At 49.2% G+C, this 17,796-nt stretch carries 16 protein-coding genes; 10 read left to right on the forward strand and 6 right to left on the reverse strand.

Annotation, left to right across the window (positions count from 1 at the left end):
* The first annotated feature begins 38 nt into the window (after window positions 1-38).
* From carB to trmD, 4 genes are all read left to right on the forward strand, one after another.
* Window positions 39-3,299 (forward strand): carbamoyl-phosphate synthase (glutamine-hydrolyzing) large subunit, encoded by a 3,261-nt coding sequence (gene carB, locus CIK88_RS07385; RefSeq protein ID WP_094435533.1) that lies wholly within the window; start codon window positions 39-41, stop codon window positions 3,297-3,299.
* Between the two features lie 8 nt (window positions 3,300-3,307).
* Window positions 3,308-3,919: a hypothetical protein gene (locus CIK88_RS07390; protein WP_094390262.1), complete on the forward strand. Its 612-nt coding sequence runs from the start codon at window positions 3,308-3,310 to the stop codon at window positions 3,917-3,919.
* A gap of 4 nt (window positions 3,920-3,923) precedes the next feature.
* Window positions 3,924-4,772, forward strand: coding sequence for a patatin family protein (locus CIK88_RS07395; protein ID WP_094435537.1), 849 nt, complete (start codon window positions 3,924-3,926; stop codon window positions 4,770-4,772).
* A gap of 97 nt (window positions 4,773-4,869) precedes the next feature.
* Window positions 4,870-5,547, forward strand: coding sequence for a tRNA (guanosine(37)-N1)-methyltransferase TrmD (gene trmD / locus CIK88_RS07400; RefSeq protein ID WP_094390264.1), 678 nt, complete (start codon window positions 4,870-4,872; stop codon window positions 5,545-5,547).
* A 71-nt stretch (window positions 5,548-5,618) separates the two neighbouring features.
* Here trmD and CIK88_RS07405 read toward each other — a convergent pair whose 3' ends face one another.
* Window positions 5,619-6,473, reverse strand: a complete 855-nt coding sequence (locus tag CIK88_RS07405) for a patatin family protein (RefSeq protein ID WP_094390265.1) — start codon at window positions 6,471-6,473, stop codon at window positions 5,619-5,621.
* A 163-nt stretch (window positions 6,474-6,636) separates the two neighbouring features.
* Between CIK88_RS07405 and CIK88_RS07410 the strand changes: the two genes are divergently transcribed.
* Complete coding sequence (locus CIK88_RS07410) at window positions 6,637-8,580, forward strand: glycoside hydrolase family 97 protein (RefSeq protein WP_094435539.1); 1,944 nt, start codon at window positions 6,637-6,639, stop codon at window positions 8,578-8,580.
* A gap of 282 nt (window positions 8,581-8,862) precedes the next feature.
* Here CIK88_RS07410 and CIK88_RS07415 read toward each other — a convergent pair whose 3' ends face one another.
* The 3 genes from CIK88_RS07415 to CIK88_RS07425 form a co-directional block, all read right to left on the reverse strand.
* Window positions 8,863-9,315 carry a DUF4293 domain-containing protein gene (locus tag CIK88_RS07415; protein ID WP_094390267.1) on the reverse strand — a complete coding sequence of 151 codons (453 nt, stop codon included), beginning with the start codon at window positions 9,313-9,315 and terminating at the stop codon, window positions 8,863-8,865.
* Between the two features lie 7 nt (window positions 9,316-9,322).
* Entirely contained in the window at window positions 9,323-9,664 is a 342-nt protein-coding gene (locus tag CIK88_RS07420; protein ID WP_094390268.1) for a DNA-directed RNA polymerase subunit omega, read from the reverse strand.
* A 64-nt stretch (window positions 9,665-9,728) separates the two neighbouring features.
* Window positions 9,729-10,556 carry an outer membrane protein assembly factor BamD gene (locus CIK88_RS07425; protein ID WP_094390269.1) on the reverse strand — a complete coding sequence of 276 codons (828 nt, stop codon included), beginning with the start codon at window positions 10,554-10,556 and terminating at the stop codon, window positions 9,729-9,731.
* A gap of 130 nt (window positions 10,557-10,686) precedes the next feature.
* Between CIK88_RS07425 and uvrB the strand changes: the two genes are divergently transcribed.
* The 4 genes from uvrB (at window position 10,687) to CIK88_RS07445 (ending at window position 15,958) form a co-directional block, all read left to right on the forward strand.
* On the forward strand, window positions 10,687-12,711 hold the full coding sequence (gene uvrB / locus CIK88_RS07430) for an excinuclease ABC subunit UvrB (protein ID WP_094435541.1): 2,025 nt from the start codon (window positions 10,687-10,689) through the stop codon (window positions 12,709-12,711).
* A 72-nt stretch (window positions 12,712-12,783) separates the two neighbouring features.
* Complete coding sequence (locus tag CIK88_RS07435; protein WP_094390271.1) at window positions 12,784-13,401, forward strand: DUF4468 domain-containing protein; 618 nt, start codon at window positions 12,784-12,786, stop codon at window positions 13,399-13,401.
* Complete coding sequence (locus CIK88_RS07440) at window positions 13,398-13,580, forward strand: hypothetical protein (protein ID WP_094390272.1); 183 nt, start codon at window positions 13,398-13,400, stop codon at window positions 13,578-13,580. The genes CIK88_RS07435 and CIK88_RS07440 overlap by 4 nt, the downstream gene beginning before the upstream one ends.
* Window positions 13,577-15,958 (forward strand): putative porin, encoded by a 2,382-nt coding sequence (locus CIK88_RS07445; protein ID WP_254046868.1) that lies wholly within the window; start codon window positions 13,577-13,579, stop codon window positions 15,956-15,958. The genes CIK88_RS07440 and CIK88_RS07445 overlap by 4 nt, the downstream gene beginning before the upstream one ends.
* A 60-nt stretch (window positions 15,959-16,018) precedes the next feature.
* On the opposite strand, the gene CIK88_RS07450 is transcribed toward CIK88_RS07445, so the two are convergent.
* Entirely contained in the window at window positions 16,019-16,660 is a 642-nt protein-coding gene (locus CIK88_RS07450) for an HD domain-containing protein (RefSeq protein ID WP_094435545.1), read from the reverse strand.
* A 77-nt stretch (window positions 16,661-16,737) separates the two neighbouring features.
* Here CIK88_RS07450 and menA point away from each other — a divergent pair, with 77 nt between their 5' ends.
* Entirely contained in the window at window positions 16,738-17,649 is a 912-nt protein-coding gene (gene menA, locus CIK88_RS07455) for a 1,4-dihydroxy-2-naphthoate octaprenyltransferase (protein WP_173815654.1), read from the forward strand.
* Here menA and CIK88_RS12400 read toward each other — a convergent pair.
* On the reverse strand, window positions 17,618-17,785 hold the full coding sequence (locus tag CIK88_RS12400) for a hypothetical protein (protein WP_158214660.1): 168 nt from the start codon (window positions 17,783-17,785) through the stop codon (window positions 17,618-17,620). The two genes, menA and CIK88_RS12400, sit on opposite strands and share 32 nt — an antisense overlap.
* Between the last annotated feature and the right edge of the window lie 11 nt (window positions 17,786-17,796).

The following is a 17,796-nucleotide window of genomic DNA, read 5'->3' on the forward strand; positions in this document are numbered from 1 at the left end:
ATATATAGAGCAAAAACAAACAACCCTATAAAAGAGATATGAAGAAACAACTCAAAAAGGTACTCGTGCTCGGTTCGGGTGCCCTGAAAATCGGACAAGCCGGAGAGTTCGACTACTCAGGCTCACAGGCACTCAAAGCCCTGCGCGAAGAAGGTATATCATCGGTTCTGGTAAATCCAAACATTGCCACTATCCAAACCTCGGAAGGCGTTGCCGACAAAGTGTATTTTCAACCCGTCAATACGTATTTCGTAACAGAAATCATCAAGAAAGAACGTCCTGATGGCATTCTGTTGGCATTCGGCGGTCAGACAGCCCTCAACTGCGGTACTGAACTCTATCTGTCTGGTGTTCTTAAAGAATATGGTGTAGAAGTGCTCGGCACAAGCGTAGAAGCCATTATGAACACCGAAGACCGCGACCTCTTCGTCAAGAAACTGGCAGAGATTGACATGAAGGTACCCGTGAGCCACGCTGTAGAAAACATGGACGATGCGCTCAAGGCAGCCCATAATATCGGATTCCCCGTAATGGTACGTTCTGCCTACGCATTAGGCGGACTGGGCAGTGGTATCTGCCCTGACGAGAAAACATTCATATCTCTGGCAGAAAGCGCATTCACCTTCGCACCACAGATTCTCGTAGAAGAGAGTTTGAAAGGATGGAAGGAAATTGAGTTCGAGTGCATCCGCGATGCCAACGACCACTGTTTCACCGTAGCTTCAATGGAAAACTTCGACCCTCTGGGCATCCATACTGGTGAATCTATCGTAGTGGCTCCTACCTGCTCATTGACCGAGCAACAGGTGAAGATGTTGCAGGATATCACTACTAAATGTGTACGCCACTTGAATATCGTAGGTGAGTGTAACATCCAGTTTGCCTTCAATGCAGAAACTAACGACTACCGCATCATTGAAATCAATGCACGTCTGAGCCGTTCATCTGCACTTGCTTCAAAAGCAACGGGCTATCCCCTAGCCTTCGTAGCTGCCAAGATTGCTTTGGGCTACACGCTCGATCAGATTGGCGAGATGGGAACAACATCATCAGCATACGTGGCTCCAAGCCTCGACTATATGATTTGTAAGATTCCACGCTGGGACCTTACCAAATTTGCTGGCGTATCACGCCACCTCGGTTCATCCATGAAGTCGGTCGGTGAGATTATGAGCATCGGACGTTCATTTGAAGAGATGATCCAAAAGGGACTCCGCATGATTGGACAGGGTATGCACGGATTTGTAGGCAATGACCACACACGCTTCGATGACCTCGACGATGCATTGGCAAACCCAACAGACCTCCGTATCTTTGCCATCGCACAGGCCATGGAAGAAGGATATACTATCAAGCGTATCGAGGAATTGACCAAGATTGACGTATGGTTCCTTGAACGATTGAAGCATATTGTTGACCTGAAACATCAGTTGATGGAATACAATGCCGTAGAAGACGTACCCGCCGCCCTTATGCTTGAAGTGAAACAGGCAGGATTCTCAGACTTTCAGATTGCACGTTTCGTACTCAAGCCACAGAGTGGCAATATGGAGAAGGAAAACCTCAAAGTACGTGAGATCCGCAAACAGATGGGTATCATGCCTTCGGTAAAACGCATCCCTACTGTAGCATCTGAACATCCAGAACTGACCAACTACTTGTATTTCACCTATACACACACACCAGCATTTGCTACCCCCGACGGCAAAGCATACAAGACCGCACACGACATCAGCTATTATAAGAACGAGAAATCTGTAATCGTTCTCGGTTCTGGCGCCTATCGCATCGGTTCAAGCGTAGAGTTCGACTGGTGTTCGGTTAATGCAATCAACACTGCACGCAAACTCGGCTACAAGTCGATCATGATCAACTACAACCCCGAAACCGTATCGACCGACTACGACATGTGTGACCGCCTCTATTTCGACGAACTGTCGTTAGAGCGTGTTCTTGACGTCATCGATCTTGAAATGCCACGCGGTGTCATCGTCTCTGTAGGTGGACAGATTCCAAACAACTTGGCAATGAAGCTCTACCGTCAGGGCGTTCCTGTATTGGGCACCTCTCCAGTTGATATTGACCGTGCCGAGAACCGCGACAAGTTCTCTGCCATGCTCGATAAACTAGGAATTGACCAGCCACGTTGGCGCGCTCTGACTTCGTTCGACGATGTCAAGGAGTTTGTAGATGAAGTTGGTTATCCCGTACTGGTACGTCCATCCTATGTACTCTCAGGTGCAGCCATGAACGTATGTTACGACGATGAAGAATTGCATCGTTTCTTGAATATGGCAACCGAAGTATCCAAGGAGTTCCCCGTAGTGGTAAGCCAGTTCATGCAGGAAACCAAAGAGATTGAGTTTGATGCTGTTGCCGACAAGGGTGAGGTTATTGAATATGCCATCTCTGAGCATGTGGAATATGCCGGTGTCCACTCTGGTGACGCAACCATGGTATTCCCCGCACAGCATATCTATTTCTCAACTATCCGCCAGATTAAGAAGATTTCCCGCAAGATTGCACAGGAACTCAACATCAGCGGACCATTCAACATCCAGTTCCTTGCCAAGAATCGTGAGGTGAAGGTTATCGAATGTAACCTGCGTGCATCACGCTCATTCCCCTTCGTATCGAAGATTCTGAAGCGCAACTTCATCGAGACAGCAACCAAGATTATGCTTGATGCTCCCTATTCTCGTCCAGCCAAGAGCGAGTTCGACATCGACCACATCGGTGTCAAGGCATCACAGTTCTCATTTGCCCGTCTGCAGAATGCCGATCCCGTACTCGGTGTTGATATGAGCTCTACCGGTGAGGTAGGCTGTCTGGGCGATGACCTCAACGAGGCTTTGCTCAACGCACTCATCGCCACTGGCTACCGTCTTCCCAAGAAGAGCGTTCTCATCTCTTCAGGAGCCGCAAAGGGTAAGGTTTCATTGCTCGAACCAGCCAAGCAACTCGTCAAGAAGGGTTACGAGGTATATGCCACACCAGGCACAGCCAAGTTCTTCAATGAGAATGGTGTGAAAGCCACTGCCGTCAACTGGCCCGATGAGGAAGGCGACAACAATATCATGCAGATGATTGCTGACCACAAATTCGACTTGATTGTCAACGTTCCCAAGAACCACACCAAGCGCGAATTGACCAATGGTTATCGCATTCGTCGCGGCGCCATCGACCACAACATCCCCTTGATGACCAATGTGCGTCTGGCAAAAGCCTTCATTGAAGCCTTCACTGCCCTCCGACTTGAAGACATCAAGATCAAGAGTTGGCAGGAATACAATGCTTAATAACAAATATGATTAGATATTATCTCATACTCCTGTGCATGTTGTTCACAATAGGGCTTCATGCACAGGAGTCTCCTAATTCACGTCAAGCGCGGCGTATGTTCAACGAGGCCTATCAAAAGGTTTATGGTCCTCAAGGTTCACGTTTAAGCTATAGTGTCAATATCATAGGCATCTACAAAGCCCAAGGAACTATCTGGACCAAAGGGAAAAGCAGTAAATTTGTAGAAGACCGCTACACAGCATGGAACGACCAAATCACCTACACCCGTGTAGATCGGAAGAAGAGAACCGTTACCATCTATCGTTCTGACGATGAATCACGCGATAAATATGCCTCAAAATTCACATTCAAGCCCGACAACTACAACTACCATATTGCTAACGACAAGCGTGGTTATGTCATCACACTAAAGGCAAAAAAGGGCGTTAAGGGCATTAAAGAGGCTGATGTACTGCTCGACCACCACACACGAAATCCCATCAGCATCCGTGTGAAGGTAGGCTTTTTCCACACTACAATAAAAATAACCAATTTCAAAACGGGTGGTATCAGCGATCAAGCATTTGTATTCCCCCGTCACCAATACAGCAATTACGGAATTATCGACAACAGATAAGACAATGGAGAAAAAAGGATTGGTACTTGAAGGCGGTGCTATGCGCGGACTATGGACTGCTGGCGTCATCGATGTGATGATGGAAGCAGGCATTAAGCCCGACGGTATCATCGGCGTATCTGCAGGCGCAGCATTCGGTTGCAACTATAAGTCACAGCAACCAGGACGCGCCATCCGTTATAACAAACGATTCGCCAAAGACAGGCGCTACAGCGGTTGGCATTCACTCTTCCGCTCTGGCGACTATTTCAATGCCGAATTTGCCTACCATATCGTTCCCCACGACTACGACATCTTCGATTCAGAGACATTCGCCAACAATCCCATTGAGTTTACTGTGGTCTGCACAGATGTAACAACAGGAAAAGCAGTCTATCATCAATTAGACCATATTGATTATGAAACATTGGAGTGGATACGTGCCTCTGCCTCCATGCCTATGGTTTCAAGAGTTGTTCCTATCGGCAATCACCAACTGCTCGACGGTGGTGTCAGCGACTCCATTCCTTTGGCCTATTACGAGAGTCAGGGTTATAAACGTAACATCGTCATCCTAACCCAACCAGCAGGCTATCGCAAGTCTCATAACGCTCTGATGCCTCTCATGCGTTTGGCACTCCGTCATTATCCCAATATGATAGAAGCCATGGATCAGCGCCATCTGATGTATAACAGTCAATTGGACTATGTGACACAAGCAGAAAAGGAAGGTCGATGCCTTGTCATTCGTCCGGAAGGCAAGATTCCCATTGGCCATCTCTGCCATGACCCCAAACGCATGCAACTGGTTTATGAACTGGGACGCGAAGTAGGTTACAAGCAGTTGGATGCCATCAAGGAATATTACCGTTAAATACCCCTCTGCATCAATACGCACTATACAGACGATTACAATTAGTGTATAGCGCAATCAGAATAAAAGAATATCAACTAGAAGGAAACAGTAGAATATGAGAATCGACATTATCAGTGTATTACCCGAAATGATTGAGGGCTTTGTTCACGAAAGCATTCTTGCACGTGCCGAAAAGAAAGGGCTGGCGGAAATCCGCCTGCACAACCTGCGTGACTACACGCTCGACAAATGGCGTCGTGTGGATGACTATCCGTATGGCGGTTCTGCCGGAATGGTCATGCAGTGTGAGCCTATTGACCGATGTATTACTGCCCTGAAGGCTGAGCGTGATTACGACGAGGTGATATTTACCTCACCCGATGGTGAGCAGTTCAATCAACATATTGCCAACGACCTATCATTGAAAGGCAACCTTATCATCCTCTGCGGTCACTATAAAGGTATTGACCAGCGCGTTCGCGACCATCTCATCACAAGGGAAATATCTGTTGGCGATTACGTGCTGACAGGAGGCGAACTGGCAGCTGCCATCATTGCCGATGCTGTTGTACGTGTAGTGCCTGGCGTGATTGGTGACGAACAGAGTGCTCTGTCTGACTGTTTCCAGGATGATCTATTGGCAGCCCCAATCTATACTCGCCCTGCCGACTATAAAGGTTGGAAAGTACCAGAGATTCTGCTTAGCGGTAACGAGGCCAAAATCAAAGAATGGGAATTGGAACAGGCCTTAGAACGCACACGCCGTCTCCGCCCCGACCTATTGGGCGAATAATCCAAACAGCCCCTACAAAATAATTTCCATCTGATTTTGCAATCAACAAGATGCAAAGTCAGATGGAATTGTTATACTCCAGTCAATTGTTCCTGATTGACAAAGCGTTCACCAAGCATAAAGCCCTCCTCATAGAGCCGTTCCAGTTTTTCCACATCACGTGTTACTCTTCCCACCTCCATGGGTCGTTCTGGACGTATGACCATGATCTCTCCCCAATCCTCCATACGTTCGATAAGTTCCAACTGGCGATTGTATTCCGCAACACGACGACTCAATGCCACACGCAGTCTGGGATAACGAGAATACACAAAACGCGGCACCTTCAAATCAGGTTCCGACGAGCGATAGCCACGGTTTCTCGTCAATATCACCACATGTTCAGTATGTCCAGTATCCATGGAACGCACAACCGGAATACTATCTACAATACCTCCGTCAAGCATCGGTATTCCATCAACCTTAGTAATCTGTGCCACAAAAGGCAAAGAAGAACTCGCCTTAACAATCTGTGTAAGACGCTGATGGTCGTAACGCTCGGAGAGATATTCCGCCCTTCCCGTCAAACAATTTGTGGTGACGGCTTCAAACACAGCTGGATTATGTTCATAGGTATCATAATCGTAAGGCACAATCTCATTTGGAAAACGATCATAAAGAATGTTTGCATCGAATATCGTACCATCTTTGATGAGTTTCTTAAGCGAAATATAATCATATTTCTTCAACATATCAATATTGGAGTAACGTGCCCTTCGTGCTTGATGGCTCATATACGACAATCCATTACAGGCACCCGCCGATACTGCCACAACATATGGAAACCATATCTCATGTTTCATAAAGGCATCAAGAACACCCGAAGTGAATACGCCACGCATTCCTCCACCTTCCAATACCAATCCTGTTTTAGCGGTTATTTTCATATTTCTCTCCCGTTATCGTTGTTCATACAATCTTATTTCGGCTGCAAAAGTAGTATTTTTTGAGTTAACAGACAAATCACAACTATAAAAACATTGAAAAATGGCATATCTATCGATTATTTTTCGTAACTTTGCGCATACTGAAAACCAATTTCTATAAGATATGAAAAAGATTCTCGTTTCTCTCTGCCTAACACTGGCAACAATGACCGTCAGCGCCAAGACTTATTCCGTCAGTTCGCCCAACGGACTGATTACCGTCAATGTGTGCACCGACAACCAACTACAATGGGATATCCGAAAGGATAATACCGTCATACTGCAACCATCCGCAATCGGACTGAAAACCGACATCATGGATTTCGGACAGAACGTCAAGGTAAAGAAGACTCGTTCGTCAAACGTGAGGAAGTCTTCCGGCAACTATGGCCTACTGCAAATGGTATGCAATGGTCTGATTGTCGAGTTTCGTGTGTTCAATGATGCAGCAGCCTATCGCATCGTCCCCACCAAACCCTTGGCAAAGGTAGTCAACGAGACCGCAGAATTTCGTTTCGCTGCAGACTATGAAGCATTCATCCCTTACGTCAACGACAATCGTGCAGGAGAGCGCTGGTGCTACTCGTTTGAGTCATACTACGACCGTCAGCGTCTCTCTCAGATGTTTGCAGACTCACTTGCTATCACTCCCACAGCCATCTGTCTCCCAGAAAAGCGCAAAGCCGTTGTGATGGAGGCAGACGTAGAAAACTATCCCGGCATGTATCTCAAAAAGGGGAAAGGCAACAGTCTTCAGGCAGCATTTCCTCCCCTGCCATTAGAAGAGGAGATAGGCGGTTACAATCGTCTGAATCTTGTACCCACACAACGTGCAGAACATATTGCCGAAAACGTAAGTCGCCTGCCATGGCGCATCATTGTGATCAGCGACTCAGACCGTGAACTATTGGGCAACGACATTGCACGCCGCCTTGGTCCTGTATGCCGGCTGACAGACACCTCATGGATTAAACCCGGGAAGGTAGCATGGGACTGGTGGAACAACACCAACCTGACAGGTGTCGATTTCCGTGCCGGCATCAATACGGAAACTTATAAATACTTCATCGACTTTGCCCGCAAGAACAAACTCGAATACATCATCATTGATGAAGGATGGAGTGATCCCGAAGACCTACTCCACTTCTCTGACAAGATGGATATGGCAGGCATCATCGACTATGCCCGTCAACAGGGTGTCGGTGTCATTCTCTGGTCGTCATGGCGCAACCTCATTCAAAGAGGTCATGAAAAGATGGAAGAGATTATGAAACACTATGGTGATATGGGTGTGAAAGGCTTCAAGGTTGACTTCTTCGACCGTGACGACCAACGTGTCATCCAGTCTGTCTATGAAGTAGCCGCATGTGCAGCACGCCATCACCTTTTGCTCGACCTTCACGGCATGCGTCCTTTCGGCGTACAGATAGCATATCCCAATATCGTCAATTTCGAAGGAGTGAAAGGTCTGGAGAACTCGAAATGGGAACCACGTGTCGGTGACGGTCCACTCCACGACCAACCCATGTACGACGTCACCATCCCCTACCTCCGTGCGTTGCCTGGTCCGTTTGACTATACTCCAGGCGCTATGGTCAATGCCGTTCGATCACAGTTCTTCGGCAACAACGACCATCCCATGAGTCAAGGCACCCGTGTTCATCAAATGGCTATGTACACCCTGTTTGACGCTCCACTCCAGATGTTGGCTGACAGTCCTTCAAAATACATGCAGAATCAAGAATGTACCGATTTCATTGCTGCCGTTCCTACCGTCTTCGACGAGACAGTCGCCCTGGCCGGTGAGATGGGCGAATATGCTGTAGTTGCCCGTCGCAAAGGTAACACCTGGTATGTAGCAGCCATGACTAACTGGACAGCACGCCATCTGACTATAGACTGTTCGTTCCTTGGCGATCACCGCGCCACAGCCGACATCTTTGCCGATGGCATCAATGCTGATCGCGAAGCAACCGACTACCAGCATCAACGCATTGAAGTAGATGGCAAGAGCCGTCTGCCCATCTATATGGCTCCGGGTGGAGGATGGACCGCCATCATCCGCTGACATATAGCTATCATCAAGAGATAAGAGTTCGATGGAATCATTACTTCCACCGAACTCTTCTTTTTGCAGTCCAAAGTAAAAGTGCTTCAACAATCACTACTGTCTTGCCTTTGTCATCAAATAAAAAAGGCAACATGCAACAATCATGACACTACTCGAAATAGCATAACAGTCACTATTGTCCCGCCTTGACACTCTTTATCACCCTTTTAGACAAAAAACACGATGGATGACCTTCATAAGAAAAGCCATCCATCGTGTTATATATTAATAAGGTGGGAATCAGCGGATGCGATCAGCTGCCCTAACCTTACGTTCATCGGAGAGAATACCCTGACGCGCCATAAAACAAAGTATAATGGCAATAGCAGGGAACACAGCAGCAATATTAACATGGAAATCTGCTGCATTAGGAGCCAGGAACTTGCTGAGCACAGCCAGTGCCACATACCATATAACATGGAGCATGATGTTAATCAGACAGAAGCTCGCCTGCAGAGTGCGCTGCGTATAGCGGAAGATGGTATATACACTCAGTGATGCTGCCAACAGCATGACCATAAACAATGGCCACGGCAAGTAGCTGAGCGCTCCACTCGGAGTTGTCATCCACAAGCTATAGACACGGTGCAGAGTAAATCCATCGGCACTTACAGTAGCCAATGGGAAACACAATGCCAAGACGCTCATCACGGCAGCCAAGAAGAGAAAGATGGTCTGCTTACGCTGTATCATGACTGTATTAGTTCAGTTCTTCGCTATTCTGTTCGCGAGCAGGATCACGCCAGTAGATTTCGCCATCTACAAACTCCTGTGTAGCGAGCAGTGTAGGTTTCGGAAGTTTCTCGTAGTAGCGTGAGATTTCAATCTGCTCACGGTTTTCAAACACTTCCTCGAGTGAGTCGTTATATGAGGCAAACTCAGCCAGTTTCTTCGACAGGTCTTCTTTGATCTGAACGCTAATCTGGTTGGCACGCTTCGCGATGATAGCAACACTCTCATAAAGGTTTCCTGTCTCGTCACAGAGATCCATGATGTTACGGGTAACGGTGTTAACCGGTGCTTTTGATTTCTTGTAATCCATTGATATTTATCTTAAACTATTTTACGCTGTTAATACTATCTTACTGTTTATTGCTGATGGAACATCAATCGCCAGTGATCTTCTTGCACTTGGCAATATACTTGTTGGCACGAGATGCTTCTTTAGAATCGGGATACTCATTGAGGAATCCATAACATTCATCCTCTGCATCGCGATAGCGCTCCAGTTTTTTCTCTTCAGAGGAATTTTCTGCGAGGTCAAACTTGCTACGCATGATAAGTACCGCAAACTCTTCGCGCAACTTGGTATAGGGGTATGTTTTCAACGCATTCTGCGCGGTAATGATACATGCTTCATAGTTACTCTCTGTATTGGCATTGATATTTCCGAAATATCCCCCGAGGTTGTAATACAGTTCAGCCGAGAGATACTCTTTCTTCACGAGATTGTCCTGCAGGTCGAACAGGCGCTGCTGTGCCTCTGCCCTCAATTTAGAATCAGGGAACACATCCAAGAACTGCTGATAGGCATTGATAGCGCCTACTGTAGGCGTCTGGTCGAGTCGTGGTTCAGGAGTGCTTTCGTAGAGCGACTGTCCCACATTGAAGGCAGCCTGCTCTGCAAATACACCTTTTGGATAGGTGGCATAATATTTCTTAAAGGTAGCGCTGGCAGCTTCAAAGTCGTGGTTGCAATATTGTGACAGTGCCAAAAGATAGAGGCTCTCTTCTGCGGTATCAGTACCTTTTCTGAAAGTTACCACATCCTGCAGCAACGAAATGGCCTGTTGAAACTTGCCTTCTGCAAAGCATTGCTTGGCAAATTCATACTTATAATCATTGTCTGGTGACTTATAGACATTGTTAAACTCTGCGGCACAACTGCACATCAGAGCAGCCATACAGAAGATAATGATTGACTTCTTGTTCATTCTCATACTTTGATTTGACGTGCAAAATTACTCATTTTCTACCGAAAAGCAAAGGTTTTCAAACGATTTTTAGCAATTAGTGCGCTGCAATAACTTTTTTTACGAGGAAAATATGTAATTTTGCATTTCTATGAAGTTTGAACTGACCTCCAACTACCGACCGACGGGTGACCAGCCAGAGGCAATCCGCCAGTTGACCGACGGTATCACCCGTGGCGATGCCGCTCAGGTATTGTTGGGTGTAACAGGATCAGGAAAGACCTTTACCGTGGCAAATGTCATTGCCAATGTCAACAAGCCCACCCTCATCCTGTCACACAACAAGACATTAGCAGCCCAGCTCTACGAAGAGATGCGGGGTTTCTTCCCACACAATGCCGTAGAATACTACGTGAGCTATTACGACTACTATCAGCCGGAAGCCTATCTGCCATCTACTGATACGTATATCGAGAAAGACCTCGCCATCAACGAAGAGATCGACCGACTGCGTCTGAGGGCTGTCAGCGCATTACTCTCTGGCCGAAAGGATGTGGTCATCGTCTCTTCTGTCAGTTGCATCTATGGTATGGGAAGTCCTGTTGCCATGCAGGAAAACGTGATAGAGGTTCACAAAGGTCAGATATTAGACCGCAATGCACTCCTTCGCCGACTCGTCTCTGCACTTTATGTGCGCAACGATATAGAACTGAAACGCGGTTGTTTCAGGGTCAAAGGCGACACGGTAGATATTGCCATGGCATACAACGAAGTCATTCTGCGCATCACCTTCTGGGACGATGAGATTGATGCCATCGAGGAACTGGACGCCATGACCATGGATCGGCTGTCTTCCTTTGACGAATACAAGCTCTACCCAGCCAACCTCTTTATGACTACTGAAGAGCAGACCTCCATCGCCGTCCGTCATATTCAGGACGACCTCATGAAGCAGATAGCCTATTTTGAGGAATTGGGCGACGATATCAAGGCGCAGCGCATCAAAGAGCGTGTGGAATACGACATGGAGATGATCAAGGAGCTGGGCCATTGCTCGGGTATCGAGAACTACTCGAGATATTTTGACGGAAGACAAGCTGGCGAGCGTCCCTACTGTCTGCTTGATTTCTTCCCCGAAGACTACCTGATGGTGATTGACGAAAGCCATGTCAGTGTGCCGCAGATCAGTGCCATGTACGGTGGCGACCGCGCCCGAAAGCGCAATCTGGTGGAATTTGGTTTCCGTCTTCCTGCCGCCTTCGACAACCGTCCGCTGACCTTCGATGAGTTTCAAGCCATGACCCATCAGGTCATCTATGTATCTGCCACACCAGCCGACTATGAACTCCAACAGGCGGAGGGTGTCGTCGTCGAACAGCTGATCAGACCCACCGGACTGCTTGACCCAGAGATTGAGGTAAGACCCACCGAAAATCAGATTGACGACCTGATGGAAGAGATCCAGCAGCGCATCCAACGCAAGGAACGCGTATTGGTGACAACGCTCACCAAGCGCATGGCAGAGGAGCTCAGCACCTTCTTGCTCAACCACGGCATTCAAACCGCCTATATCCATAGCGAAGTGGCCACGCTCGACCGCATCAAGATACTCGAAGACCTGCGCAACGGCACCTTCGATGTCTTGGTAGGAGTCAACCTGCTCCGTGAGGGTCTCGACCTCCCGGAAGTATCGCTCGTTGCCATCATCGATGCCGACAAAGAGGGATTCCTTCGTTCACACCGCTCACTCACCCAGACGGCAGGCCGTGCCGCCCGTAACGTCAACGGCAAAGTCATCATGTATGCAGACCGCATCACGGCATCCATGCAACTGACCATCGACGAGACGCTGCGCCGCCGCATGAAGCAGATGCACTACAACGAGGAACACGGCATCACCCCGCAACAGATCAAGAAGAATCTGAAGCAGAGCGACCTGCGCCAGGAGAGAGAGGGTACGGAACAGAAGGGCTGCAAAGCCTATGCCGAACCTGTCGCATCCGCTGCCTTTGCCGCCGACCCCATCATTCTTCACATGACGAAAGAACAACTGGAAAAGAGCATTGCAGAGACCACCCGACTGATGAAGGCAGCCGCCAAAGAACTGGATTTCCTTCAGGCAGCGCAATACCGCGACGAGATTATCAGATTGCAAAAGGAACTGGAATTAAAATAAATTATCACATTTTTTTAGGTCATTCGCACGATATTTCGTACTTTTGCACCATTATAAAAGAGAACGAGACAGATGAAGAAATGTATATTGATGTGTGTCGTCATGGCAATGACCCTGACCGCCACAGCGCAAAACACCTGGGAAGAACCCGAAAAGAAGGAGGAGAAAGTTGCCGTTGTCGAAACGAATCCGATGGAGAAATACCTCAAGGGTGCAGTTCCCGAAGTGAACGGCAAGGTGACTTTTACCAAGACCTTTGACGCTCCGGGCAAGACTGCTTTTCAGATTTACAACATCCTTGGAAAATACCTGCAAGGCGTGACTCGCGAACCCCAGCAGATCAACAGCCAACTCATCAAGGCCGACACCGCCACCTATGAGATTGACGTCAAACTGGAAGAGTGGCTCGTCTTCCAGAAGACAGCCCTTGTGCTCGACCAGACCCGTTTCTTCTACACCATCAAAGCCCAGTGTGCCAACGGCAAAGCCACCCTCACCCTGTCCAACATCCGCTATAATTACGATGAGGAGCGCACCCCCATCCGCATCAGCGCCGAAGACTGGATTACCGACCGTGTGGCAGTCAACAAGAAGAACACCAAGCTGTATCGCCACAGCGGCAAATTCCGCAAATGTACTATCGACAGAAAAGATTACCTTTTTGAACAAATAGAAGGATTACTCCAATGAGAACACTAAAAAACATACTCAACACCATCTTCATTTTCGGAGCCATCATCGGCATGTATCTTTATTATAAAGGAAACGATGCCGGAACCATCGTTATCATGGTGGCTATGGGTTTCAAATTTGTAGAAGTGGCATTGCGCCTCTTCAAAAAAGATAAAGATAAAGACCTACAGTTTTGAACAAGTTTATCATCACGCTGGCATGCACCCTGAGCATGACCCTCAACATCGTGGCGCAGAGCAATCCCACCCGCATCACCGATACGGGCGACGGCTTCAACGTGACCGACGATAACTCCACCCGCAGTTTCAATCCCAACCATCGGGATTCCGTGGCAGACAAAGAGATCCCCATGGGTGTCCATACCTGGACGGTTGACAGACGCTATGGCGATGTCACGCCGGCTGTTACCGACACCCTGCCCCACCTCTACCAGAACTCCATCTTCAACACGGGTGTGTTTGGCGAGTACAATACCATCGGCAACAACTATACGCCGCGCATCAGCCGTATCATCATGGATCGCCCGAAGACCTCGGAGTTCTTCTTCACCCAGCCTTACGACTTCACCATGAAGGAGCCCGATGCGTTTCAGTTTGTCAACACGCTGTCGCCTTTCACCAATCTAAGCTACGACAACTGTGGCGACAAGCAGAACGGTGAAGACCATATCGACGCTAAATTTGCTGTCAATGCCAACAAGCGGTTGGGCATCGGTTTCGACCTCGACTACCACTATGCCAGAGGTTACTATCAGAACCAAAGCACCTCCCACTTCGGTGCATCGCTCTTTGCCTCGTATATCGGCGACAAATATCAGATGCATGCCCTGTTCTCTACCTACCATCGCAAGGCGGCTGAGAACGGCGGTATCACCGACGACAACTATATCACCCACCCAGAGAGCTACGACGACCAGTTTAGTGAGAACGAGATACCGACGGTGCTCTCTAAAAACTGGAACCGCAACAATTCCAACCACCTGTTTCTCTCCCATCGCTACAATATCGGCTTCTACAAGCGCGTGGCGCTGACCGAAGCGGAAAAGAAAGCCAGGGCGTTTGCCAAGGCGTCAGCCCAAGACAGGAAGCAGCGCGACAACCTCCGCAACAATCAGGATGGTGACGATGCTAACGGCAACAAGCGCCGCAACAACAAGCGCACCACCGATCCTGTTGCCACGGGCAGACCCGACGGAGCCCGCATCGCAGGCGATCTGCCCAAGACTGGCGAGAAACCTGCCGATCCAGACTCCACCCGTATTCAGGTCACCTCCCAGCAGATGGCAGACAGCTTGCTGGCTGTGCAACACCGGAAGGATTCGCTCGACGCCAACACCAAGCGCATCTACGTACCCGTCACCAGTTTCATCCACACCCTCGACATCAATAGCTTCAGTCGCATCAATCAGGCGTATGCCTCTCCTGCCGGCTATTATGCCAACACCTATTATAAATATGATGACCGTGGCATCTATGGCAACGACTCCATCTACGACCAGACGAAATACCTCTCTGTCAAGAATACCTTTGCCGTAGCGCTGATGGAGGGCTTCAACAAGTATGCCAAGGCCGGCCTCAAGGCCTTCGTCAGCTACGACCATCGTAAATACCAGATGCCCGACCTGTTGCAGGAGGGTGACGAAGGCTACTATATGCGCAGTTGGTCAGAAGGTCTGGTGAGTGTGGGCGGACAGCTGTCGAAGACCCAGGGGCGCACCCTCCATTACAACCTCGACGGTGAGTTCTTCCTGACGGGCAGCAACGCTGGTTCTGTGAGTCTTAATTTCAATACCGACGTCAATTTCCCTTTGTTTGGCGATACTGTGCGACTGGCTGCCAAAGCCCATTTCGACCGCATCACGCCAACCTTCTTCCAGCGCCAGTACCACTCCAAACACCTGTGGTGGGACAACGGCGATATGAGTAAGGAGATCCGTTCCGGCATCGAAGGCATCTTCACCATCGACAGGACCCACACCCAGTTGCGTGTGGCTGTCGAAGAGATCAAAAACTACACCTACTTCGGCATGGAGTATGCCATCGACGAAAACCATAACTTCACAGGGCTGCAGGGCGGTGTCTATCAGGAGGGTGGCAACATCAACCTCCTGACAGCCCAACTGCGTCAGAACTTCAAGTTGGGACCCTTGCATTGGGAGAACATCGTGACTTACCAGAATTCGAGCAACAAGGACGTGCTTCCCGTGCCCACTGTCAATATCTTCACCAACCTCTTTTTCAAATTCCTGGTCGTGAAGCAGTTGACCGTAGAACTGGGTGCCGATGCCACCTTCTTCACCAAATACTACGCGCCCGACTATCTGCCTCAGATCGGCCAGTTTGCCGTACAGAAGAATGTCGAGTCGCGTGTGGAACTGGGCGGCTATCCTTTTGTTGACGTCTATGCCAACATGCACCTGAAGCGCACCCGTTTCTTCGTCATGATGAGCCATGTCAACAAGGGTATGGGCAACAAGATGATGTTCCTTGCGCCCCACTATCCACAAAATGGAAAAGTACTGCGTATCGGTGTTTCCTGGAATTTCTACAACTAAACCTCAATCGGGGTTAACCGACAGGAAATCCTCGCATCACCCTACCTGCCAGAGACTCCGTCACTCAGCGCCAATGGTTTGTTCATAACACTGTTCAAACCATTGGCGCAACTGTTTCGGATTGACCAGTATTTCGCGCAGCGCCTTGAGGTTGCGCTCGTTTTCCGACCCTTGTATCCAGAGTCGTATATATCCCGTTGCCGCATATTTGTTTTCCAGGTGCGATTTGAATCGCTTCCATTGTCCTTCGCGGTCAATGTCCGGGTAGTTGTCCAGCCCAAACTGTATCACCCGTCGGAACACCACCTCAGGGGCAAGGTCGCGGTCTGCTTCTGCCACAATCTTTCCGTAGATGCTCCGTGGGGCGTGTGAGGCAGAGGCGCGGTGATCCTCCACCGCCTCCTTCATGATTTTCAGCTGATCGGGCGAGAACCATCGTTTCAGTCGGGCGTCCTGCATCAGTATCTTGCCACTCGTCAGATGATGCACGGCGCGAGGTCCCGACAGTCCGAGGTCGTGGTATGCCGCCACGACATACGCCATGTTGATATCCGCACCTGTAGTTTTCGCCAGCGCCAGCGACCGTCTCACCACTCTCGTGACGTGTTCCATGCCGTGGGCACGGTCGAAATCAGCATACCGTGGGAGGATCTGTGTCTCCACAAAATCAATCAAATCAAGACTGGGATTATTGTTGTTCATAGAAAATGGGCTTATTTTTTGCAAATGTACGCAATAATCTGTACTTTTGCAAGACTTTACAGACAAAAAAACATATAATGAACGAAGAGAATATCAAACAAAACTCCTGGAAGGCCTGGCTGTTGGCAGTCCGTCCCAAGACCCTCACCGGTGCCGCCGTACCCGTCATGATAGGTTGCGCCTTGGCGCATGTCGATGCCCAAGCCTATGGCGACGATGTCTTCAACTGGCTGTCGGCATCCCTGTGCCTGCTGTTTGCATTGGTCATGCAGATCGACGCCAATCTCATCAACGACTTCTTCGACTATGCCCATGGCAACGACGACAGCGCCACCCGTCTCGGTCCTTTGCGTGCCTGCACCCAGGGCTGGGTGTCTCTCGATGCCATGAAGCGTGCCATCGCCCTGACCACATGCGTGGCGTGTGTGGCAGGTCTGCCCCTTATCATCTTCGGCGGTCTTGAAATGATTCTGGTCGGCATCTGCTGCGTAGCCTTTTGTTTTCTCTACACCACCCACCTGTCCTACCTGGGCTTAGGCGACATCCTCGTGCTGATCTTCTTCGGCATCGTCCCTGTCTGCATCACCTACTATATCCAGTTGCATACCGTCACGCCTTCTGTCGCTATAGCGTCCGTTGCCTGCGGACTGGTCATCGACAGTCTGCTCATCGTCAACAACTATCGCGACCGCGACAACGACCAGCGCGTCGGCAAGGTCACCCTTGCAGTGCGCATCGGTCCGCTTTGGACAGAGCGCCTCTACCTGCTGTTGGGCGTGGCGAGCTGCCTGTTGGGGATCGTGTTCTGGTATCAGGGTCATCCCCTCGCCTTCTTCCTGCCCCTGATCTATCTGGTGCTCCATGTGTTCAGCTGGTTGAAGCTGCGCCACATCAATCATGGTCGTCGCCTCAACGAGTGTCTGGGGGAGACCGCCCGCAACATGCTGCTCTACGGCATCATGGTATCGGTGGGGTTGCTCCTTCTTTGAAGCAGAAGAAGTAGAGGCATGCCAGTATCGCCAGCAACACCAGTGTCACAAGGGTTTTCAGCAGACAGCCTGCTATGCGCTTGACTATCACAAAGCCGATGATAATCATGACCAACAGTATGATATATATTTGCATGGTTTCTATTC

Source organism: Prevotella sp. P5-50, from assembly GCF_002251295.1.
In the GTDB taxonomy this organism is placed as follows: Bacteria; Bacteroidota; Bacteroidia; order Bacteroidales; family Bacteroidaceae; genus Prevotella.